This is a genomic window from Zoogloea sp. (assembly GCF_030157465.1).
GTDB lineage: Bacteria > Pseudomonadota > Gammaproteobacteria > Burkholderiales > Rhodocyclaceae > Zoogloea.
Window position 1 is genome coordinate 84,164 of record NZ_JAOAUU010000131.1, and the last position, 20,712, is coordinate 104,875.

Consider the following 20,712-nt stretch of genomic DNA (forward strand, 5'->3'; position numbering starts at 1 on the left):
CAGGCACTTGCCGGCGTTATACAACCAAGGAGGAAAACACAATGAATGCAGTCGTCGATACCAACACCGAACCCATGCTGCTGCGGGAGGATGCCAACGGCGTCGCCACGCTGACGCTCAACCGTCCGGGGCAGTTCAATTCCTTGTCCCGGTCCATGCTCGAGGTGCTGCTTGCCGAGCTGGAAAGCATTGCCGCCGACAAATCCGTGCGCGCCGTGGTGCTTGCCGGCGCCGGCAAGGCTTTCTGTGCCGGACACGACCTCAAGGAAATGCGCGGCAATCACACCAAGGCCTTCATGCAGGCGCTGTTCCGCCTGTGCGGCAAGGTGATGATGCAGATCGTGAACATGCCCCAGCCGGTGATCGCCCGCATCCACGGCATCGCCACCGCCGCCGGGTGTCAGCTGGTGTCCATGTGCGATCTGGCGGTGGCGTCCGACGTGGCGCGTTTTGCGGTGTCGGGCATCAACGTCGGCTTGTTTTGTGCAACGCCCAGCGTGGGTTTGTCGCGCAACATGGGCCGCAAGCAGGCCTTCGAGATGCTGGTCACCGGCGATTTCATCGACGCCGCCGAGGCCCAGCGCCGCGGGCTGGTGAATCGCGTTGTGCCGCTGGATGCGCTGGACGACGAAGTGGCGAAGCTTGCCGCGTCGATCTGCGCCAAGTCGCCGGCCGCCATCGCAATGGGCAAGCAGATGTTCTACTCGCAGCTCGAAATGGGCCTCGACGCCGCCTACCAGCATGCTGCCGAAGTCATGGCCTGCAACATGATGTGCGACGATGCCGCCGAAGGCATCGATGCCTTCATGGCCAAGCGCAAGCCGGTCTGGACCGGCAAGTAAGCAGCCGGCGCCATGCTGATCGACACCCACTGCCACCTGGACGCCGCCGAGTTCGACAGCGACCGGGAGGGTGTGCTGGAGGCCGCGCGGGCGGCGGGTGTCGGTGGTTTTCTGGTTCCGGCTGTGTGTGCTGACAATTTCGATGCGGTCGCGGCCTTGAGTGCGTCCCGCAGATCGTGTTGCCATGCCCTCGGGATTCATCCGCTTTACGTGCAGCGGGCGCAGGAATCCGATCTCGAACTGCTGCGTGCCCGGCTGGCCGAGGGCGCGGCCGTGGCGGTGGGCGAGATCGGTCTCGACGGCTTTGTGGCCGATGGCGACCTGCCGCTGCAGCGGCGTTATTTCGAGGCCCAGTTGAAAATCGCCCGCGATTTCGAGTTGCCGGTGGTTCTGCACATCCGGCGCGCCCAGGACGAAATCCTCAAATACCTGCGCCGGATTGCGGTGCCGGGTGGCATTGCCCACGCTTTCAACGGCAGTCGCCAGCAGGCCGAGGCCTTCATCAAGCTGGGGTTTCGGCTCGGCTTTGGCGGAGCGATGACCTTTGACGGCTCCCGGCGTATCCGCGAACTGGCGGCCAGCCTGCCGTTATCGTCCATCGTGCTGGAAACCGATGCGCCCGACATGCCGCCGGCGTGGGCGGGCGGGCAGCGCAACGAGCCGGCCAACCTGGCGCGTTTTGCCCGGGTGCTGGCCGAACTTCGGGGGATGTCGGTCGAAGATGTGATTGAGGCAACCGGCGCCAATGCGCTGGCGGCGCTTCCCGGGCTGGCGGGGCTCACGCAGGGGGAGGCTTGACCGGGTGCCTGCTGCGGGTGATGAGTTCGTTGATGTCGGCTTTGGTTGCCGCCAGATCGCCTTCGAATTTCTCGCAGTTCATCATCGATACGCCGAACACGTAGGCGTAAAGCAGCACGCTGCGGGTGGACGCTTCGCCCAGGGGCACGCCGCAGGCTACAAAGAGATCACGGGCGCAGCGCAGGCGTTCGGCATCCGCCTCTTCGACGATCAGCGCGGCCGCCGGATCGCGGCGGGCCCACTCGCGCACGGCCAGTTCGATCAGGATGCCCTTGTTGTTGCGGCTGGCGCTGTAGACGTCGATGACGTGAAAAAGCTGCGCCTCCTCGTGGCCGGCTTCCGGCCGGGTCTGCTTGACGATGTCGCGGATGCGGCCCACTTTCCAGGTTTCCAGGACGCCGTCGAGCAGATCCTGACGGTCCTTGAAGTGCCAGTAGAAACTGCCTTTGGTGACGTGCAGGCGCCGGGCCAGGATTTCGACCCGAATGCCGCCCACGCCCTCGTCGGCAAGGGTATCGAAGGCGGCCTGGATCCATGCGGAACGGTCAAGCTGGGGGCGGGGTGTCTTTTGCATACGGAGTAGTATTGACGCTTATGTTTCCATACGCTACCGTACGGAAAGTGACAAAGCAAGGCTGGCTGTGAGAAGCTGCCTGTTGCTGATCCGAATCAGTTCCGGCTGCTGGCTGCGAGCCGACGCGGATCGTCGAGAAGAGGCTTGCCAGCGGGGGCCGAAAGGTGCCCGCGTTCAGTCGCAAGCCCGTGGAAAATGGTGGAGAACCCTTAAATTTAAGGAGCGCAGCATTGAAGATTCTGGTTCCCGTTAAACGCGTGGTCGACTACAACGTCAAAGTGCGTGTGAAAAGCGACGGTACAGGCGTAGATATCGCCAACGTCAAAATGTCCATGAACCCCTTCGACGAAATCGCCGTCGAAGAAGCCGTCCGCCTCAAGGAAGCCGGCGTGGCAACCGAAGTCGTGGCCGTGTCCTGCGGCGTCGGCGCGTGCCAGGAAACCCTGCGCACCGCGATGGCGATCGGTGCCGACCGCGGCATCCTCGTCGAAACCGACGTGGACCTGCAGCCGCTGGCCGTGGCCAAGCTGCTCAAGGCCCTGTGTGACAAGGAACAACCCCAGATCGTCATCTGCGGCAAGCAGGCCATCGATGACGACGCCAACCAGACCGGCCAGATGCTGTCGGCGCTGATGGGCTGGCCGCAGGCCACCTTCGCCTCCAAGGTGGCGGTGGGCAGCGGCAAGGCAACCGTGACCCGCGAAATCGACGGTGGCCTCGAAACCCTCGAGATTTCCCTGCCGGCTGTGATCACCACCGATCTGCGTCTCAACGAGCCGCGCTACGCGACTCTGCCGAACATCATGAAAGCCAAGAAGAAGCCGCTTGAAACCCTCAAGCCGGCCGATCTGGGCGTCGATGTGACGCCGCGCCTGACGACCCTCAAGGTCGTCGAGCCGGCCAAGCGCAGCGCGGGCGTGATGGTGGCTGACGTGGCTCAGCTGGTCGAAAAACTCAAGAACGAAGCGAAGGTGCTGTAATGACGATTCTGGTTATTGCCGAGCACGATAATGCGTCCCTGAAGGGCGCAACCCTCAACACCGTTTCGGCTGCCGCCAAGCTGGGTGGCGACATCGCGATCCTCGTGGCGGGCTCCGGTGCGGCTGCGGTTGCCGCGGCTGCCGCAAAGGTGGCTGGCGTGGCCAAGGTGCTGGTGGTCGATGCGGCGGCCTTTGCCGATCAGTCCGCCGAAAACCTGGCCGCCCAGGTGGTGGCCGTGGTCAAGGCTGCGGGTGGTGCGATCAGCCACGTGCTGGCGCCTGCCACCACCGCCGGCAAGAATGTGCTGCCCCGCGTGGCCGCCTTGCTCGATGTGGCGCAGATTTCGGAAATCGTCGCCATCGAATCCGCCGATACCTTCGTGCGTCCGATCTACGCTGGCAACGCGCTGGCCACGGTCAAGTCCGCTGATGCGGTCAAGGTCATCACCGTGCGCACCACCGCCTTCGAGGCGGCTGCCGCCGAGGGTGGCGCGGCCGCTGTCGAGCAGGTCGCTGAAGCTGGAGACCAGGGCCTTTCGAAGCTGGTTGGCCGCGAGCTGACCAAGTCGGCCCGCCCCGAACTGGGCGCCGCCAAGATCATCGTTTCCGGTGGTCGCGGCATGGGCAGCAGCGAGAACTACCACAATGTTCTGGAGCCGCTGGCCGACAAGCTGGGTGCCGCACTGGGCGCCAGCCGCGCAGCCGTCGATGCCGGCTACGTGCCCAACGACTACCAGGTCGGCCAGACCGGCAAGATCGTCGCTCCGCAGCTTTACCTTGCGGTCGGCATCTCCGGCGCCATTCAGCACCTGGCGGGCATGAAGGATTCCAAGGTGATCGTCGCGATCAACAAGGATCCCGAAGCCCCGATCTTCCAGGTGGCCGACTACGGCCTCGTGGCCGATCTGTTCGAAGCGGTTCCGCAACTGACCGCCGCCGTCTGAGGAAGTATTCCAGACGCGGGGCTGTCTGAATGAATCTTGCGCCCGATCTCTTTTCCTCGGCATGGCATGTTTTTGCCATCGCCTGCGGGATCGGGGTCGGAGCGTGGGTCGTTCTCACGGCCCCCTGGCGGCGCCTTCTCGACGGGCATCAGTTCAATGCCCTGCTCGGCGCCGCCGTTATCCTCACCCTGCTGTGGAGCCTGAATGCCGGCGTTCGTCCCGGTCTCAATCTCCATCTCGTGGGCGCCATGGCGACCTGCCTGATCTTCGGGCCGCAGCTTGCCCTGGTCGTCCTGGCACTGGCGCTGGCCGGCATCACCTTCAACGGAAGTACCGAATGGGCGGCCTATCCGCTCAACCTGCTGGTCATGGCGATCGTGCCCTTGGCCGTCAGCACGCTGTACTTCAGGATCGTCGAACGCTGGCTGCCCAAGCATTTCTTTGTCTATGTTTTTGTGAACGCCTTCATCGGTGCGGCGCTGGTTGTGATTGTCCAGGGTGTTGTTGCATCGTTGATGCTGGTTGCCGCCGGTGCTTACCCGGCGGATCTGCTGTTGTCCGAGTACCTTCCGTTCTTCCTGCTGCTGGGCTTTTCCGAAGCCTGGCTGACGGGCATGGCGCTGACCGTGCTGGTGATTTACTGTCCGGAATGGGTGGCGACCTTTGATGACCGCAGCTATCTGTTGAACAAGTAAGCCGGCCCGAAGGGTCGTCCAAACCTAAAACAATATTCAGTGGAGAAAAAACGATGAGCTCATACAACGCCCCCATTCGTGACATGCAATTCGTCATGCGCGAACTGGCCGACCTTGACGCCGTGGCTGCGCTGCCGGGCTGCGAGGATGCCGCTTCCGACGTGGTCGATGCGATTCTCGAAGAAGCCGGCAAGTTTGCCGGCGGGGTTCTGGCGCCCCTCAACTGGACGGGCGACCAGGAAGGTGCCCGCTGGGACAACGGCGTCGTGCACACCGCCACCGGCTGGAAGGAAGCCTACAAGCAGTTCGCCGAAGCCGGCTGGACCGCGCTTGCCGGTGACCCCGAGTTTGGCGGCCAGGGCCTGCCGAAGCTGGTTTCCACCGCCGTGATGGAAATGTGGAAGTCGGCCAACATGGCCTTCTCCCTGTGTCCGATGCTGACCACCGGCGCCATCGAATCCATCAAGCTGCGTGGTAGCGACGAGCAGAAGGCTGCCTTCCTGCCCAAGATGGTGAGCGGCGAATGGACCGGCACCATGAACCTGACCGAGCCGTCCGCCGGCTCAGACCTCGCTGCCGTGCGCACCCGCGCCGTGCCCGAGGGTGATGGCACCTACAAGATCTTCGGCCAGAAGATCTTCATCACCTACGGCGAGCATGACATGACCGACAACATCATCCACCTGGTGCTGGCCCGCCTGCCGGATGCGCCCGAAGGTGTGAAGGGCATTTCGCTGTTCGTGGTGCCGAAGTTCCTGCTCAACGCCGACGGCACGCCGGGCGAGCGCAACGACGTGCATTGCGTGTCGATCGAGCACAAGCTCGGCATCCACGCCAGCCCGACGGCCGTGCTGGCCTTCGGCGACAACGGTGGCGCGATCGGCACCCTGATCGGCGAAGCCAACCGTGGCCTGGAGTACATGTTCATCATGATGAACGAGGCCCGTTTTGCGGTGGGCATGGAAGGCCTGGCGCTTTCCGAACGTGCCTATCAGCTTGCGCTGGCCTACGCCAAGGACCGCGTCCAGGGCACCGAGGCCGGTGTTCGCGGCGGGCCGAAGGTGAGCATCCTGCATCACTCCGACGTGCGTCGCCTGCTGCTGAATATGAAGTCCACCACCGAAGCCATGCGTGCGCTGGCGTATGTGGTCGGCTCCGCCACCGACATGGCTCACCACCACCCGGATGAAGCGGTGCGCACCCGCAACCAGGCTTTCGTCGATCTGATGATTCCGGTGGTCAAGGGCTGGTGCACCGAAAACTCCATCGCCGTGACTTCCGATGGTGTGCAGGTGCACGGCGGCATGGGCTTCATCGAGGAAACCGGCGCGGCCCAGCATTTCCGCGATTCGCGCATCACCTCGATTTACGAAGGCACCACGGCCATCCAGGCCAACGACCTGATCGGCCGCAAGATCGCCCGTGAAAACGGCCTTACCGTGCTGGCGCTGGTTGCCGAGATGCGCAAGGTCGAAGGCCAGCTGGCCGAGGCCGCTGGCGACGAGTTCACGGCGATCCGCAAGTCGCTGTCCGCCGGCATCACCGCGGTGGAAGAGGCGGTTGCCTACATCGTTGCCACCTACGGCAAGGACATCAAGGCCGCTTCGGTGGGCTCGGTGCCTTTCCTCAAGCTGCTCGGCATTGTTGCGGGCGGCTGGCAGATGGGCCGTGCGGCACTGGTTTCGGCCCGCCGTCTGGCCGAGGGCAGTGGTGATGCGTCGTTCTACAAGGCCAAGATCACCACGGCGCGTTTCTACGCCGACCATGTGTTGTCGCAGGCGCCGGGCATTGCCTACTCGGTGGTCAATGGTGCGGCCGGCGCGCTCGATCTGACGGAAGACCAGTTCTAAGTTTTTTTGCAGACGTTTGCAGCAAGGGAAAGGGGCCGCGAGGCCCCTTTCTTCGTCAACGTCGCCCCGTCAGTGCAGCTCCGGGAAACGCTGCAGCCACAGCCAGGCGACGACGATCTGGACCAGTATGGCCAGCGTGCAGGTTCCGGTGACATAACAGCAGGCGGCCGGCAGCACGTGCTCGAACCATTCTTCGAAGAGCATGCCGAGCGCAAAGAAGAGCAGGCTCAGCGTGACCCACTTGAGCATGAAGCCGGGCAGGTGGCTGCCCATTTTTCGGTTGTAGCGGTAGTTTTGCCGGCGTTCGAGAAGGCTGCCGCGGGTCACGTCGCGGAAGTAGCGAAAGGGCCACAGGAAGCGGTACAGGAGATGCCAGACGGCCTCCTGGCTGGGCGGGGAAATCCTGTTCATGATGCGCTCCTTCCGTGGCGGCCGGATCGGTTAAGTCTGCACCGAGTCCGGGAAGGAGGGAAGGGGGCGCTCCAGGGAGAACCACGCGAGCATGGCGCCGGCTGCAGAATGTTTCATACTTTCCCGGTGAGACTCGTTCGATTTCAACCCACTGCAAGAGGCCGACCATGAATGCTAAAACCCTGATCCTGCTGGCAGCCACCCTGGCTGGCGGCGCTGCCTGGGCCGGCGACCCTGCCGCCGGCGAAAAATTGGCCACCGCTAAAAACTGTGCGGCCTGCCACCAGCGCCTGGTGGGTGGCGATGGCTCAAAGCTCTACACACGTGCGGATCGAAAGGTTAAAACACGGGCCCAGCTCGCGTCCCAGGTGCACTTTTGCAGCACCCAGTTCAAGACCGGCTGGCTCCCCGAGGACGAGGAGCATGTCGTGGCCTGGCTGAATCATCGCTACTACCAGTTCAAGTGACAGGCGCCGGGGCGCGATCCATGGCTTGCCTGGTTTTTCGGGGGCAACGATCAAATGGAACGGCCAGGGCACTCGCCGCTTCGGCTGATTCAATGAGGAGACGGGAATGAAACTGCTTCGATGGGTGGCCGGGCTCGGCCTTGCCGGTACGCTGGGCGCAGTGTGGGCCGCGGGCCAGCCGGACCCGAACCTGGCGCGCAACCTGGCCGCCACCTGCGCCAACTGCCATGGCACCGACGGGCGCAGTGTGGCGGGCGCGGGTAACGAAGGCCTTGCCGGCACCGACAAGGACACGCTCATGCAGAAGCTGCGCGACTTTCGCTCCGGCGCCCGGCCCGCGACGATCATGCACCAGATCTCCAGGGGCTATACCGAAGCACAACTCGAACTGATTGCGGCGTACTTTGCCGCCCGCAAGTAAGCGGGGAGCGACCATGCACAATCGACGCAATTTCCTGAAGACAGCCGCCCTTGCCGGCGGCGCGGTGGCATTGTCCGGCTTGACGGGCTGCGCGATGGGCTCACGCCCGCGGGGGCACGTGGTGGTGGTGGGCGGCGGCTACGGCGGCGCCACGGCGGCCAAATATCTGCGCATGTGGAGCCAGAAGGGGGTCGATGTCACCCTCGTCGAGCGCAATCCGCAGTTCATCTCCTGCCCGATTTCCAACCTCGTGATTGGCGGCGACAAACAGATGGCCGACATCACCATGAGCTACACGGGCCTTCGCGACACATGGGGTGTGAAGGTGATCGAGGACAGCGTGATCGCCCTGGATGCGGCGGCCCGCAAGCTGCGGCTGGCCAGTGGCGGCGAACTGGGCTATGACCGGCTGGTGCTCTCGCCAGGCGTGGATTTCATGTTCGAGCAGGTTCCCGGCCTCGAGCGCGAAGAGGCTCGCAGCAGGGTGCTCCACGCCTGGAAAGCCGGCGCCCAGACGGTGGCCCTGAGAAAGCAGCTCGAAGACATGCCGGACGGCGGTGTTTATGCGCTGACGATTCCCAGGGCGCCTTACCGCTGCCCGCCGGGGCCCTACGAGCGCGCCTGCCTGGTGGCCAACTACCTCAAGAAGAGCAAGCCGAAATCCAAGGTGCTGGTGCTCGACGCCAACGAGGAAATCACCTCCAAGAAAGCCCTGTTCACCACGGCTTTTGAAAGGTATGCAGGCATTCTCGAATACCGCCCGAACAGCGAACTGCGCGAAGTGGATGCCGCCAGCCGCACGGCAACTTTCGACTTCGACACGGTGAAAGCCGACGTGCTCAACGTGGTGCCGCCCCAGCGCGCCGGCGACATCGCGGCAGGCTCGGGCGTGAAGCTCGTCAACAAGCGCTGGGTGGATATCGACTGGCTGAGTTTCGAGTCGGTGAACACGCCGGGTGTGCATGTGATTGGCGACGCGATCTTTCCGGCGCCGACGATGCCCAAGTCGGGCCACATTGCCAATCAGCACGCCAAGATTGCGGCGGCAGCCATTCTCAACCTGCTGGCGGGCGAGGCGCCGAACCCTGAGCCGGTGCTGATGAATACCTGCTACAGCTTCGTGGATTCGAAAAACGTCATCCACGTCAGCTCAATACACCAGTACGACGCAGCGAAGAAAGTGGTTCTGCCGGTGCCGGGCTCGGGGGGTGTTTCCGCCGCGGCCAACGAACTGGAAGGCAAGTACGCAATGGCCTGGGCGAAGAACATCTGGGCCGACATGCTGGTTTGAGTGTTTGCGCCGGGCCGGGGCGGTTGCGCGCCTCCGGCCTGGATCACTCCAGCGTCGAAAGATAACTGGACACGGCCTTCACCTCGAGTTCGGTCAGCTTCGAGGCGATGGAGTGCATCACCGCATTGTCGTTGTTGCGCTCGCGGGTGTTGAACTGCTTGAGCTGGTTTTCGAGGTAGAGCGGCTGCTGGCCGGCAAGGCGGGGCAATTGCGGCGTGCCGTGGCCCTTGGCGCCATGGCACGAGACGCAGGCGGCCACGCCGGAAAACGGGTTGCCCTTGACGAAGATGTAGCGCCCGACACCGGCCAGATCCGCGTCGCCCGCTGCGCTGCGGGCTGCCGGCTTTTTCTGGAAGAAGGCGCCAAGGGATTTCATCTCGTCCGGTGTCAGGTCGCCAACCATGCCGGCCATGGTTTCGCTCTTGCGCCTGCCGCTCTTGAAGTCGCCAAGCTGCCGGGCGATGTAGTCGGCGTTCTGGCCCGCCAGACGCGGGTAGAGCGCCGATGCAGCTTCGCCTTCCATGCCGTGGCACAGAAAGCAGCGCCCCCCGACGATCTCCTCGGCTCGCTGCAGGTCGGCCGCCTGGGCTGCGAGGGGTAAACCCAGCGCGAAGGCCAGGCTGGCGGCGATGAATCCCTCTTTCATGTGTCTCTCCTCGTTGTTTCGATCCGCAACGGGAAATTATCAGAATCTTCCAGTGCGCTTGATGGGCCTGTGTTGCGCTGGCAGTCAGTTCCAACTCAATGTCGCCGACCTTCTACTCCCCGCAACATCTCCAAACGACGCTGTGCCTCCTCAAGCACATTAAAACCGCCCCTTCCTGTCTGCGCGTAGCGTGCCAACATGCCTGACTGCAGTTCGTCGGACTGGGATTCGAACACTCTCCAGACCTCAGCCTCATCGTCGTCTGGACTCAAGAAGCCCAGCTCATCAGCGTACTGCCTCATACGTTCTAGGGTTGTCAGCGCATACTTCCAATTGACCAAAGGCTTGAGCAGCAGAACCGTGCGGCGCTCCACGGATGCGTGCGCCAAGTCGTGAATCCTGGCTGACCAGTCGTCGCCCGGACGATGTTCGGCACCGATTGCCGAGAGCGCTAGGTCGAACTGGGCCAGTCGCTCCTCCAAAGTGGGAGGGGATGTCTTGTGCGGCACCTCGACGATTCGACCTGCTATCTCGAACGCGTCAGCAAAAGAACGAGCCGCAAGAGGCTGAGCCCCCCGTCGGTCCAGCGCTTCAATCAACAGATTTCTGTCTTCGATCGACGGAGCCCAAAGGTCCAGATCCCGAGGAGGACGGCCTGTAAGCAGGGACTTGAACGCGCCGCCCGCGAGGAGGAATCTAGCGCCGCTGTCGAGCCCCACCGTTCTGGCAACTTCACGCCTTGCGAATTCGATGACGTCCATCTCCCGAAGATCGCAGAGCGGCTCCGGTACGGAGACCCGGTGCTCGTCCCGGTAGGCTGCATGGAGACCTTCGTCGTCACGCCAGAAAAATGCCCCCTCAAGGTACCAAGGCCATGACTCTGGCCCCAGAGGCTTTCTTAGCAGGCGTGCCGCAGTTGCCGTTACCAGCGAGTCATGCGTGACGAAGACGTGCAGCCCCGGCGTCTGCGCCGCGCTTGCAAGCATGTGGTGCACCAGGTGGCGCGCGGCAGCATCAGGGTTGGCCATCCCGGGCAAGGAGTTCTCGCCGCTCACCAGATGCTGCATCACGCCTTCGTGGCCGAGTGCAACCCAGTTTTCCCATGCCGTGCGACCGTCGAGAACAAAAACACCCGGATCACCGAGAAGCAGGTCGGGCACGATCGGGAGCTCGGCCCCCGCGCCGGCGCACAACATCTCGGCAGTCTGGATGCAGCGGGGAAGGGGGCTCGCGTGTAGCGTTCTCAATCGACCTCTGAGGGCATGGCCCAGCAACTGAGCCAGTTTCACGCCGGCTTCATTGATGGGAACCGCGTTTCCGGCGTCCCCCGGTGGGAGAGCATCTCGAACGGAGTGACGAAGCAATAGGGCGACTGGGCGATCCAGGGGAATCGCCATCAGCCACCGCTCAATGGACGGTGGTATCTGCCAGATAGCCTCGTCCTTCATCGTGCTCGTCCCACCAGGATTGACGGCAAGGCTGGCAAGGGCCGTACCTCGACGAGCTCAAACCCCGCAGCCGCCAAGATGGATGCGTATCCAGCCTCTGTGCGCTCCTGGCCGCCAGTGACCATCAGAAGGTGGAGGTCGCACAAAGCCCCCGCGAGGCCCGTCTCAGGCAGCACCATCTCGATCACGAAGATCTCGTTGCCGACAGCCAGGGCTTGCCGGGCCCGCCTGAGGATATGGATGGCGGCGCAGTCGTCCCAGTCATGGAGAATGCGAGCCATCACTACCGCATCAGCCGAAACCTGCCACGGTTCAAACAGGTCTGCTGCCCGCAGTTCGATGCGTGGTTCCGACGAAAGGCCATGCTGCGCTTGGTCGATGACTTCGGGGCGATCCAGCAGGGTGATCCCAAGCTCGGGATATTGCTCCAGCAACGCGAGAGACAAGGCGCCCAAGCCGCCGCCGGCGTCGACGACCCGCTCATCGCCCCGCAGATGCAGTGCAGCTGGCACATTCGGGTAGTCGTGACGTGCGTAACTGAGCAGCATCCGGTGATGAGACGACTGTCGGGTATCGTCCTTGGCCACGTCGCCGAAAACATCCGGCGCATGCCACTGCCCAGACCTGCGGATGGCTTCAGGAAGGGGTTTCCACATCTTGGAAAAATGCTGCGCGTACTCGCCTGCTGCACCGGCAAGTGTCAGGGGGTGATCCCTGCATAGATACTCGCCACGGGGAGTTCGCCGCCACTGCGCGCCCTCCATCGTGACCAGAGAGAGTTCGCCCAGGGCACGCAAGAGGCGGAGGGTTCGATCCTGATGAAGGTCACAGCGCATTGCGACCTCGGCCGAGGTTCCGGGTAGCGCCTCGAAAACACCCAGCTCGACTGCCGCCGCGATGGTTTCAGTCCGCCAGAAGCCAACCATGTCGGCGGATAGCGCCGCAAATTCGGATCGCTGTGCAGGTCGGAGCTCGACGAGCTGATGCCCCGACTCGTCGATGACTTCGAGTCCGCCGTCGAAGCGCTCAACCCTTGCCTGACCATTGTAGAAGGGCTCCACGTTGGCAAAACGGCGTGCGTAGATGGGTTCGCCAGCACGGTCAATGTGCATCCATCCCGCTTCATCCCGGGCCCGGGCGTACGCCTTGTGGAACACATCAAGGTCGAGGAACCAGGCCCCGTGGAGTGGGGTTCCATCCGGTCTGATGTGTGTCGATCGCCCATCTAGGTGCTGAACGACGCCAACTCCATCACGAAAGTCCCCCACATAACGCCAGCGAGCAGCGTAGGCCGGGAGGCCGCTGGGGGTGATGTGCAGATAAGTGCCGTCCTGCATGCGGACGGGACAGCGCTGCTCCTGAAAATTGCCACACCAGGCATAGCGTTGGGGGTAGGCGTCTGCTCCGTGAGGCGTGATGTGATGCCAGCCGTCGATATCCGCAACCGCGGCAAGCGCTTCATAGAAGCCGAAGATTCGCAGGAATCGCCTTGAGTAGGCCGGACTGCCATCAGGGCGGATGTGCCACGCTTCCGCCCGTCGCCGCACTGGCGCCAGCCCCGGCGCGTGAAACTTCAGCACCTCATCGAAGCGCTCCAAGTAGGCGGGTATGCCCTCCGCGACGTGGTGGGTGCAGTCCTCGGCGACGGTCAGTGCCTGCCAGGTCATAACTGTGCCTCAACGGGCTTTCGCATGTTGCAGCCTAGGCAGAGCTGGCGGTTGCGATACGTCGCAACCAACTCACGGTAGGTTGCGCCGTTCCAGATGTCCATCAGCTTCTGTTCGTGGAGATTGCCGAACTCGCCAAGGCTTCGGCGCTGGGCATCCGGAGCGCAGCAGGGATCGAACCGTCCTGCTGCACTCACCCAAGCCTCTTGCCCGAGAAACGGACATGGCCCTCCTGGCGCGAGGTCCGTCGAGGCGTCCTCGTCGAGCAGGAATATGTTCTCGAGAAGAATCTGCTTCCCGTTGGGCAGGGCATGTGCTGCTGCGATCTCCCGAGCATCCAGTACCGCCTTGTTCCACCGCCTGATCGCCTCCGCGTTACGCCGCATCGACAGGTCTTCGATTTCCTTGAAGTGGGCCCACAGGTGATGTCCTTTCACCCGGTCGACACCCAACTCGATGGCGAGGCGCACGATGTCGGCCAGTTCGCCCACATTGCTTTCAAGATAGGTGAGCTGGAAGGTCACCCTGCACCGGTTGCCGCCGTTGGCGGCGTGCTCATCACGAACTGCGATGAAGGTTCGGACGTTTTCGAGCAGGGTCTCCCAGTGACCGCCTTGCATGATGGCTTCCTGCGTTGCTTTGGTTGCGCCATTCCAGGAAATCTTGACGTCAGACGTCACCGGAACAATGCGTTCGGCCCAGGCCTTCGCACCGAGACGCGGGAAGGTGCCGTTGGTCGTCAGGTTCAGCCGGATCGCGTGACGCGAGCACAGTTCGAGGATGCCCTCGAAATGCTCGTAGAGCAGGGGCTCACCCATCGTTGATGGAATGATTTCTCGCAGGCCGCGTGGTGCTGCCTCCGCGACGATGCGCTTGATCAGCTCGAAGGGCATCACCCGACGCGGCAGGCCTGCCGCTCGGCGATCCGTCTGACGCGGGCTGTGCGGCGAGTGCTCCTCGCACATGATGCAGCGCATGTTGCAGGTGTCGGGGTTTGTGTCGAAAGTGATGCGCCACGGGCCGTCTCCCTGGCTGACACGCGCGCTGTCGCGGCGTTTGAGCACCTGAGCGTAGAGGGCTTCAACGTCCCTGACGTGTTCCGCAACGTCTGGGATGTCACCTGTTGGACTATCGATGTACCCCCGTGCTCCAAGCCGGGCGGCGAGTTCGGGGTCGTCGACAAAGCGCTGCATCTGCTCGGCCAGGGAGGCGTGGCTGCGGTGTTCAAAGAGGAGTCCGTTGACTTCATCATGAACGTACTCCCCCATTCCCCCGGCGTTGGCAGTGATGACCGGCACCCGGGCCTGCTGGGCTTCATGAATGACCAGGGGGGAGTTCTCCACCCACACTGAGGGCACGACGATCGCGTCGACCTTGTCGAAGACGTCCTGGACGATCTCTTGGTTGCGGTACTCCGACAGCCACTCGACGCGCTCCGCGACGCCGGCCGGCAACGAGGCCGCGATGGCCTTCAGTGCCTTGGTCTCCTGCCCGTTGGGGCGGCCCCAGATACGCAGCCGGGCATCATCTCTCAGCATGCCGAAAGCCCGGATCAGGTCATGAATGCCTTTGGCCGGAATGTGCGTCCCGATGTAGCCGAACGTGAAGGGCTCCCCCTCCGTCCGCTTGCGGCCCGCCATGCGCTCCCGGGCGAAGCCATAGTCGAGATAGACGAGCTTGCGCGCAGGGAGCCCGAACGCATCCCGATAGCGATCGTGCAGGTAGCGGGCGGGGGCGATGAAGACGTCGACGAGTTCAACCATCTCGCGAACATGCTCCATCCGCCTTGCCACCCAATCTGTCCAGTATCCCGCGTCGGCCTCGAAGTCCTCCGGGCCGCCGCCGAAGTAGCGGGCGTAGCACCGTTCGGCGCATTTCCGGTCCTCCTGACCATCGCAGGCGGCCCAGAGGTTGTTGGGGTCTTCCGGGAACATCTGCATGAACTGACCGCGGGGACACATCAGCCAGTAGTCGTGCAGGGTGTAGACGATCGGAATCTCCCGATTGGCCGCCTCGCGAAGCAGGGACGTCGAGAGGTGGTTGAGGTGGCCCACATGCACGACATCCGGTTGAACCCGGTCGAGCACTTCGGCAAATCGCTGATCGATCCCGGCGGCCCTATAGCGATCCTTGTTGCGCGGGTTGTTCACAACGTGAAGGGTGATCGCCGGATTGTCCGGATCGTGCTCGACCCGGAGTCGGTAGTCGGGGGCAAAGGAGTCTTCCTCTCGGGTGAAGACATGCACTTCGTGATGGTCCGCGAGGCCGAGACACAGGGTCTGGCTATAGACCTCGGATCCCGCGTTGTAGCGCATCGGATAGCCGTGGATGACCTTCAGGATTTTCATGATGCTTCCTTTGCTGCGTGCTGTTTGTACATGGTGCTGAAGTCGTTGATCAGGGCCGTCAGCCCCTGGCGGAGTGAGGTGCGAGGCGACCAGCCCAGCAGCGACTCAGCCCGCCCTGGACAGCCATGGAACTTCGCCACATCGAAATTGCGTGGAGGTGCATGTGTGACCGTGGAGCCACTCTGCGCGATGTCGATAGCCAGCTTCGCCAGGTGGCCGAGCGTCGTCGGTACGCCGGAGACGAAGTGAATCGGGGGAGGTGGGGCGACACCCCGATCCAGCAACTCCACAAGCGCAGCGATCCCTTGTACGACATCGCTGATGTGGGTGAAGTCGAACGTATGGTCACAGCCGTCGATGCGAAGTGGCTGTCCAAGAAGTGCAGCACGGGCAAACGCGGGAACCACACGGTCGAGGTGGTCCTGCGTGCTTCCGTACACGTTCGAGAGCCGGATGACGCAGGCTCGCAGCCCCCGGTCTCGGGCCCCTGCGATCAACTGCTCGCCGGCCACCTTGGAGCGGGCATAGACATTGACCGGCCTGAGAGGCGTATCCTCGTCGGCGGGCAGTCGCTCAGGCTGACCATAGACTTCACGGCTGCTGGCGAAGACCACCCATGGCTTGATGGCCAGTTGATCTGCCGCTTCGAGCACGTTGCGAAAGCCTTCGACGTTCGTCTTCCAGCACAGGTCTGGGTCGCGCTCGCCCCACACGACGCGCGAAACGGCCGCAAGGTGAACGACGCCAACGCAGCCCCACATTGCGTTCCTCACATCAATGGGGTCTCGTACATCGCCGGCTTCCGAGTGGCCGGCACGGATGTCGAGGCCGCAAACCTCAAACTCCGACGACTCCAGCTTTCGGCGCAAGGCGCTGCCCACCAGGCCTTCCGAGCCTGTGATAAGGATTTTTCCACTCATGGGATATCTCCAGGAGTCTTCCGCCTCTTGGCGCTAGAACGCCAGGATGCGGAAGACGAACTAAGCTACCGCTGGATTACGGATGTTGTTTGGAGGGGGAGGGGGCCGACTTGCCGGGCTGAACACTCGGCCGAGTCCCGGGGTATTCAGGATTGTTCGGATTGAGTTGCCCGGAGCGGTTGTCGAGTACAGGCTTGCTCTGTGCCGCCCGAGCCTGAGCTTCAGATGCCGAAGCACCCCGAGAGAGATGGTAGGCAGGGTGGCAGGGGTTGAGCTGGTTGGCGCGATTGTCCAGCGCGCACTTCGAGGCAGCGGATTTCATGCAGATTTCTCCAAGCGTTACAGCCAGTTCCGACCGTCATTCCCCCCGTGGGTCTCGGAGGTCGTCTGGAGAAACGACGTGCGCAAGCGCGCAAATGGAGTCAAAGCTGGCTTAGGGTCGTTTTCAGCGGGGATACTGCCTCACCAGCTTTGCTGTCACCCATGACCCAAATCGGGGTGTGAAGAGAAGTAGTCTCGCCGGGAAGGATTCTGCGACGCTGGCATGAGGTAGGTCAACAGGTGCGACTTGCATGGCAGTAGCTGCAGGGCCATGCCTGAAGGATGTCGTGCTTTGCAAGTGCGGGGACGTCGGTAACGAAGGCGTGAGTGTCCGTGGGCTTGAAGTTAGTCAGGTATCGTGGCGACCGCGAATGGCCGGGTTGCGACGCAGGACAACAAAAAAGGAACCCTCGGGTTCCTTTTTGCGCATCGTTATCGATGTGCCGCTTGAAATGAAAAAGGCGCCTGGAGGCGCCTGTTTTCTTGTGCTGCTTGATACGTATCGTTAGCCAAACTACTGAAAACGCTACGTTATATCTGGTGGGCGGTACTGGGATCGAACCAGTGGCTTCCACCGTGTGAAGGTGGCACTCTACCGCTGAGTTAACCGCCCGGTAGGTGAGAGCGCGTATTATAGGCAGGCGATCAGGGGTCGTCAACCTGTTTCTGTTTTTATGTTGTCGGGTGAATCCATGCGTTGAAGCAGTGGCGGGCCGACGGGGCGAGTTCGTCGGCGAGGAGGCCGCTGTCGATGCCGTGGGCGGCACAGATGTGGTCGCCGGCGAGGCCGTGCAGGTGTACGCCGGCGAGCAGGGCGTCCTGGGCGCTCCAGCCGCGGGCGAGGAGGGCCGTGATCAGGCCGGTGAGCACGTCGCCCATGCCGGCGGTGGCCATTGCGGGGTTGCCGCTGGTGTTGATCCACCACTGCCCGTCCGGGCCGGCAACGATGCTGCCGCAGCCCTTGAGCACCACCCAGGCCTTGAATCGTGTGGCCAGCCTGCAGGCGGCGACGACGCGGTCGGCCTGGATGTCGCGCGTGGTGCAGGCGAGCAGGCGGGCGGCTTCGGCCGGATGGGGGGTGAGGAGGGTCGGGCTTTTGCGCGCGGCAAGGGCGTTTTGCAGCACGGGCTCACGGGCGACGAGGTTGAGGGCGTCGGCGTCGAGGACGAGGGGTTGGGGCTTGCCGATTGCGGTGCCGACCAGCGCCATCGCGGTGTCGGACTGCCCGAGGCCGGGGCCGACCGCGAAGGCGCCGATTCCGGTTTCGGCCAGCAGATCGGGTGCGCTGCGAAACATCAGCTCGGGTCGCAGGATGTCCACGGGCAGTGCGGCGGGGTCGAGCAGCCCGATCAGCACGCGTCCGGCGCCCAGGTAGGCCGCGGCCCGGCCGGCGAGCACCGCGGCGCCGACCATGCCCGGCGCGCCGCCGATCAGTGCCGCGTCGCCGTAGCTGCCCTTGTGGCTGTTGCTGCGCCGGGGGCGCAGGCGTTCGGCGAAGAGGACCGGGGTGATTTCGCGGCCGGGGGCCGGGTGGTGTTCTTCGGGTTCGAGGTCGATGCTGTCGACCAGTATTTCGCCGCACAGGTCGGGGCCGTCGAGGGTGAGCAGGCCGGGCTTGAGGGCGATGAAGGTGATCGTGTGGCTGGCTTCAAAGCAGGGGCCGACGTGCTGGCCGGTGTCAGCGTCAAGGCCGCTCGGGATGTCCAGCGCCAGGCGCGGGCAGGTTTGGGCGTTGAGTGCTTCGATCCAGGTGGCGTAGAGGCCTTCGAGGGGGCGCTGCAGGCCGATGCCGAACAGGGCGTCGGCGACCAGCGCCCAGCCGCCCGGCGGGGGCGGTGGCAGGTCGGGCGTTGTGCTGCCGCCTTGCTCCAGCCATGCGAGACGGGCGGCGGCAGCGTCGGCCGGCAGGCGGGCTGGATCGCCGGCGAAGGCAACCTGCACCGAGAGCCCGGCTTGGCGCAGGTGACGGGCGAGTACGAATCCGTCGCCGCCATTGTTGCCGGGGCCGCAGGCGACGAGCACCGCGCCCGGCCGATCGAACAGGAGGCGCAGGGCCAGTGCCGCGGCGGCGGCTCCGGCGCGTTCCATCAGCGGGGGGACGGCGCCGGGCAGGGCCCGGGCTTCGATGTCGCGGATTCCGGCGACGGGGTAGATCGGGCGGGACGGAGCGAACTTGGCGGTGGGCATCGGGTGCGGGGTGGGCTACATGTGTTCGAGGGTTTCGAAGGCCGTTTCGCGGAGGTCGAAAAGATCGTTCTCGTTGATGCCCAGGTGGGCCATGACAGGCTCGCGTCCGCGTTGCCAGATGGAGTCCTCGCTCATGCGCGTGAAGCTGCCGACGAAATAGCCGGCCAGTGTGGCCAGCGCGACCAGCGTGCGCGATTTGGCGGCGGTGGCATCGGCGCCGTGCGTAAAGATCGAGAGATCGTGATGGAGCAGGGTGGCGTTGCAGATATCTTCGGGCAGGCCCCAGTTGCGGCACAGCAGGTAGCCGAGCACGGCATGGTTGGTGGCGTGCCGGGCGTCTTCGATGCTGGTGAAGGTCTGGTCGAGGTTGGTGTTGGCCAGTTGCAGGGTGTCCCGGTAGTCGGGAAAGCGCCCCATCAGCACGGCGATTCCGCAATCGTGGAAAAGGCCGTAGCTGTAGGCGCTCTCGGCCGGTACACCGCGGAACTCCTTGGTGAGGCGGGCGCACAGGTGGGCGATGCGGGTGGTGGAATCCCAGAAACGGTCGAGGCGGGGGCCGCCGCCGATGGCATTGCGCAGGGCAACGCCGGCGACGAGGCTGGAGATCGTCCGCATGCCGAGCACCGGCAGTGCCTGCTGGATCGTGCTGACCTTGCGGCTGAGGCCGAAGGCGGGTGAGTTGGCGGCTTTCAGAACCGAGGCGGAGAGGGCGACGTCGTTACCCAGGATGCTTCCGAGGGTTGCAAGCGAGGTGTTGGACGAGGCGATCTCTTTTTGCAGACGGCTGAGGATTGCCGGACAGGCGGGAACGTCGACGCCTTTCAGGAGGCGATCGATCTCGGCCTGGTCGGGTGCTTGCATGGAATGGGGACTCGCGTGGATGGGCAGTGCCGATTCTAGCCGACCGCGGCTGTTCCCACGGGAACTTCGCCGGCCGGGGGCTGCACGGCCTGCCGATCGAATCACCTGTCACGGGTTTGCGGTATGCTGCACGGGCGTTCAATGCCGGCAGCGTTTCGGCCCTGGGACGCCTCGGGTTTCTGACTACCAACACGCACGAAAAGGGAACAGTAATGAGCGAACAGACCAATAATTTCGAAGAGTTTTACGGCTACAAGTTTGAAGAGCTGTCCGTCGGCCAGAGCGCCGTGTATGCCCGCACCGTGACTGAAGCGGACATCCTGATGTTTGCCGGCGTTTCGGGTGACTACAACCCGGTGCACATCAACGAAGAGCTGGCTGCCTCCACGATGTTCGGTGGCCGGATTGCCCACGGCATGCTGTCGGCCGGCTTCATCTCCACCGTGCTGGGCACCAAGCTGCCCGGCCCTGGCGCCATCTATCTGGCCCAGACCCTCAAGTTCAAGGCTCCGGTCAAGATTGGCGATACCGTGGTGGCCCGCTGCACCATCAAGGAACTCAACGCTGAAAAGCGCAAGGCCAAGTTCGACACCATCTGTACCGTTCGCGGCAAGGTCGTGCTCGAAGGCGAAGCCGACATCATGGTGCCCGCCCGCTGATCGTCAGTCGCTATAGGTAAGCACGAAGGGGCCCATCGGCCCCTTTTTTTTGGCTCTGTCATCGTTGTCTGTGGAAATTCATCAACCCGACGATGCAGGGGCCAAGCAGGGGCGAGTTCAGTCGCCCGCGGAGGCTGATCAACGGTTTGCCAGTGACTCAACGCGCGGATGGGCGACTGAAGTCGCCCCCACACAAGCACAACAACGCACCTGCAATCGACGCAAAGATTCCACAGGTCACGGTTACATAGCCCTTTTTTTGGGCCACGGGCGTCCAGCAGGCACACACTCAGGCTCAAACAGCTTTCTTACACTTCGATCACGCCGGCGCGCACGGCGGCCATCGCCAGTTCGGCCATGTTCTGGATGCCGAGTTTTTGCT

19 protein-coding genes and 1 tRNA gene are annotated in these 20,712 nt (G+C 63.5%); 10 read left to right on the forward strand and 10 right to left on the reverse strand.

Annotated elements, in window-relative coordinates:
- Positions 1-41 precede the first annotated feature (41 nt).
- Both Q1W26_RS15640 and Q1W26_RS15645 read left to right on the forward strand, forming a co-directional pair.
- Complete coding sequence (locus Q1W26_RS15640) at positions 42-842, forward strand: enoyl-CoA hydratase (protein ID WP_300442159.1); 801 nt, start codon at positions 42-44, stop codon at positions 840-842.
- A 12-nt stretch (positions 843-854) separates the two neighbouring features.
- Positions 855-1,640: a TatD family hydrolase gene (locus Q1W26_RS15645; protein ID WP_300442161.1), complete on the forward strand. Its 786-nt coding sequence runs from the start codon at positions 855-857 to the stop codon at positions 1,638-1,640.
- Here Q1W26_RS15645 and Q1W26_RS15650 read toward each other — a convergent pair.
- Entirely contained in the window at positions 1,621-2,214 is a 594-nt protein-coding gene (locus tag Q1W26_RS15650; RefSeq protein WP_300442163.1) for a TetR/AcrR family transcriptional regulator, read from the reverse strand. The genes Q1W26_RS15645 and Q1W26_RS15650 overlap by 20 nt on opposite strands.
- A gap of 230 nt (positions 2,215-2,444) precedes the next feature.
- On the opposite strand from Q1W26_RS15650, the gene Q1W26_RS15655 reads away from it, so the two are divergent.
- From Q1W26_RS15655 to Q1W26_RS15670, 4 genes are read left to right on the forward strand one after another with little or no spacing between them, the layout of a single operon-like run.
- The gene (locus Q1W26_RS15655) at positions 2,445-3,194 is read left to right on the forward strand and encodes an electron transfer flavoprotein subunit beta/FixA family protein (protein ID WP_300442164.1); all 750 of its coding nucleotides are present in this window, start codon (positions 2,445-2,447) and stop codon (positions 3,192-3,194) included.
- Positions 3,194-4,138 carry an FAD-binding protein gene (locus Q1W26_RS15660; protein WP_300442166.1) on the forward strand — a complete coding sequence of 315 codons (945 nt, stop codon included), beginning with the start codon at positions 3,194-3,196 and terminating at the stop codon, positions 4,136-4,138. The genes Q1W26_RS15655 and Q1W26_RS15660 overlap by 1 nt, the downstream gene beginning before the upstream one ends.
- Positions 4,139-4,167: 29 nt before the next feature.
- Positions 4,168-4,833 carry an energy-coupling factor ABC transporter permease gene (locus Q1W26_RS15665; RefSeq protein ID WP_300442167.1) on the forward strand — a complete coding sequence of 222 codons (666 nt, stop codon included), beginning with the start codon at positions 4,168-4,170 and terminating at the stop codon, positions 4,831-4,833.
- 53 nt (positions 4,834-4,886) lie between these two features.
- On the forward strand, positions 4,887-6,683 hold the full coding sequence (locus Q1W26_RS15670) for an acyl-CoA dehydrogenase (protein WP_300442169.1): 1,797 nt from the start codon (positions 4,887-4,889) through the stop codon (positions 6,681-6,683).
- A 69-nt stretch (positions 6,684-6,752) separates the two neighbouring features.
- Here the strand turns inward: Q1W26_RS15670 and Q1W26_RS15675 are convergent, their stop codons facing one another.
- Positions 6,753-7,094: a hypothetical protein gene (locus tag Q1W26_RS15675; RefSeq protein WP_300442171.1), complete on the reverse strand. Its 342-nt coding sequence runs from the start codon at positions 7,092-7,094 to the stop codon at positions 6,753-6,755.
- A 167-nt stretch (positions 7,095-7,261) separates the two neighbouring features.
- On the opposite strand from Q1W26_RS15675, the gene Q1W26_RS15680 reads away from it, so the two are divergent.
- The 3 genes from Q1W26_RS15680 (at position 7,262) to Q1W26_RS15690 (ending at position 9,273) form a co-directional block, all read left to right on the forward strand.
- Positions 7,262-7,561 carry a c-type cytochrome gene (locus tag Q1W26_RS15680; RefSeq protein ID WP_300442172.1) on the forward strand — a complete coding sequence of 100 codons (300 nt, stop codon included), beginning with the start codon at positions 7,262-7,264 and terminating at the stop codon, positions 7,559-7,561.
- 106 nt (positions 7,562-7,667) lie between these two features.
- Positions 7,668-7,982 carry a c-type cytochrome gene (locus Q1W26_RS15685; RefSeq protein ID WP_300442173.1) on the forward strand — a complete coding sequence of 105 codons (315 nt, stop codon included), beginning with the start codon at positions 7,668-7,670 and terminating at the stop codon, positions 7,980-7,982.
- Positions 7,983-7,995: 13 nt separating this feature from the next.
- On the forward strand, positions 7,996-9,273 hold the full coding sequence (locus Q1W26_RS15690; RefSeq protein ID WP_300442175.1) for an NAD(P)/FAD-dependent oxidoreductase: 1,278 nt from the start codon (positions 7,996-7,998) through the stop codon (positions 9,271-9,273).
- Positions 9,274-9,316: 43 nt separating this feature from the next.
- Here Q1W26_RS15690 and Q1W26_RS15695 read toward each other — a convergent pair whose 3' ends face one another.
- From Q1W26_RS15695 to Q1W26_RS15730, 8 genes are all read right to left on the reverse strand, one after another.
- Positions 9,317-9,919 (reverse strand): c-type cytochrome, encoded by a 603-nt coding sequence (locus Q1W26_RS15695; protein WP_300442177.1) that lies wholly within the window; start codon positions 9,917-9,919, stop codon positions 9,317-9,319.
- A gap of 95 nt (positions 9,920-10,014) precedes the next feature.
- The gene (locus Q1W26_RS15700; RefSeq protein ID WP_300442179.1) at positions 10,015-11,367 is read right to left on the reverse strand and encodes a histidine phosphatase family protein; all 1,353 of its coding nucleotides are present in this window, start codon (positions 11,365-11,367) and stop codon (positions 10,015-10,017) included.
- The gene (locus Q1W26_RS15705; protein WP_300442181.1) at positions 11,364-13,034 is read right to left on the reverse strand and encodes a methyltransferase; all 1,671 of its coding nucleotides are present in this window, start codon (positions 13,032-13,034) and stop codon (positions 11,364-11,366) included. The genes Q1W26_RS15700 and Q1W26_RS15705 overlap by 4 nt, the downstream gene beginning before the upstream one ends.
- Entirely contained in the window at positions 13,031-15,382 is a 2,352-nt protein-coding gene (locus tag Q1W26_RS15710) for a glycosyltransferase (RefSeq protein WP_300442182.1), read from the reverse strand. Before Q1W26_RS15710 ends, Q1W26_RS15705 begins: the two co-directional genes overlap by 4 nt.
- Positions 15,379-16,302, reverse strand: coding sequence for an NAD-dependent epimerase/dehydratase family protein (locus Q1W26_RS15715; RefSeq protein WP_300442184.1), 924 nt, complete (start codon positions 16,300-16,302; stop codon positions 15,379-15,381). The genes Q1W26_RS15710 and Q1W26_RS15715 overlap by 4 nt, the downstream gene beginning before the upstream one ends.
- A gap of 859 nt (positions 16,303-17,161) precedes the next feature.
- A tRNA-Val gene (locus tag Q1W26_RS15720) sits at positions 17,162-17,236 on the reverse strand.
- 59 nt (positions 17,237-17,295) lie between these two features.
- On the reverse strand, positions 17,296-18,810 hold the full coding sequence (locus Q1W26_RS15725) for an NAD(P)H-hydrate dehydratase (protein WP_300442186.1): 1,515 nt from the start codon (positions 18,808-18,810) through the stop codon (positions 17,296-17,298).
- Positions 18,811-18,825: 15 nt separating this feature from the next.
- A complete protein-coding gene (locus Q1W26_RS15730) occupies positions 18,826-19,671 on the reverse strand; it encodes an HDOD domain-containing protein (protein WP_300442188.1) in 846 nt (281 codons plus the stop codon).
- A gap of 212 nt (positions 19,672-19,883) precedes the next feature.
- Between Q1W26_RS15730 and Q1W26_RS15735 the strand changes: the two genes are divergently transcribed.
- On the forward strand, positions 19,884-20,330 hold the full coding sequence (locus Q1W26_RS15735; protein WP_300442190.1) for a MaoC family dehydratase: 447 nt from the start codon (positions 19,884-19,886) through the stop codon (positions 20,328-20,330).
- The last annotated feature ends 382 nt before the right edge of the window (positions 20,331-20,712 follow it).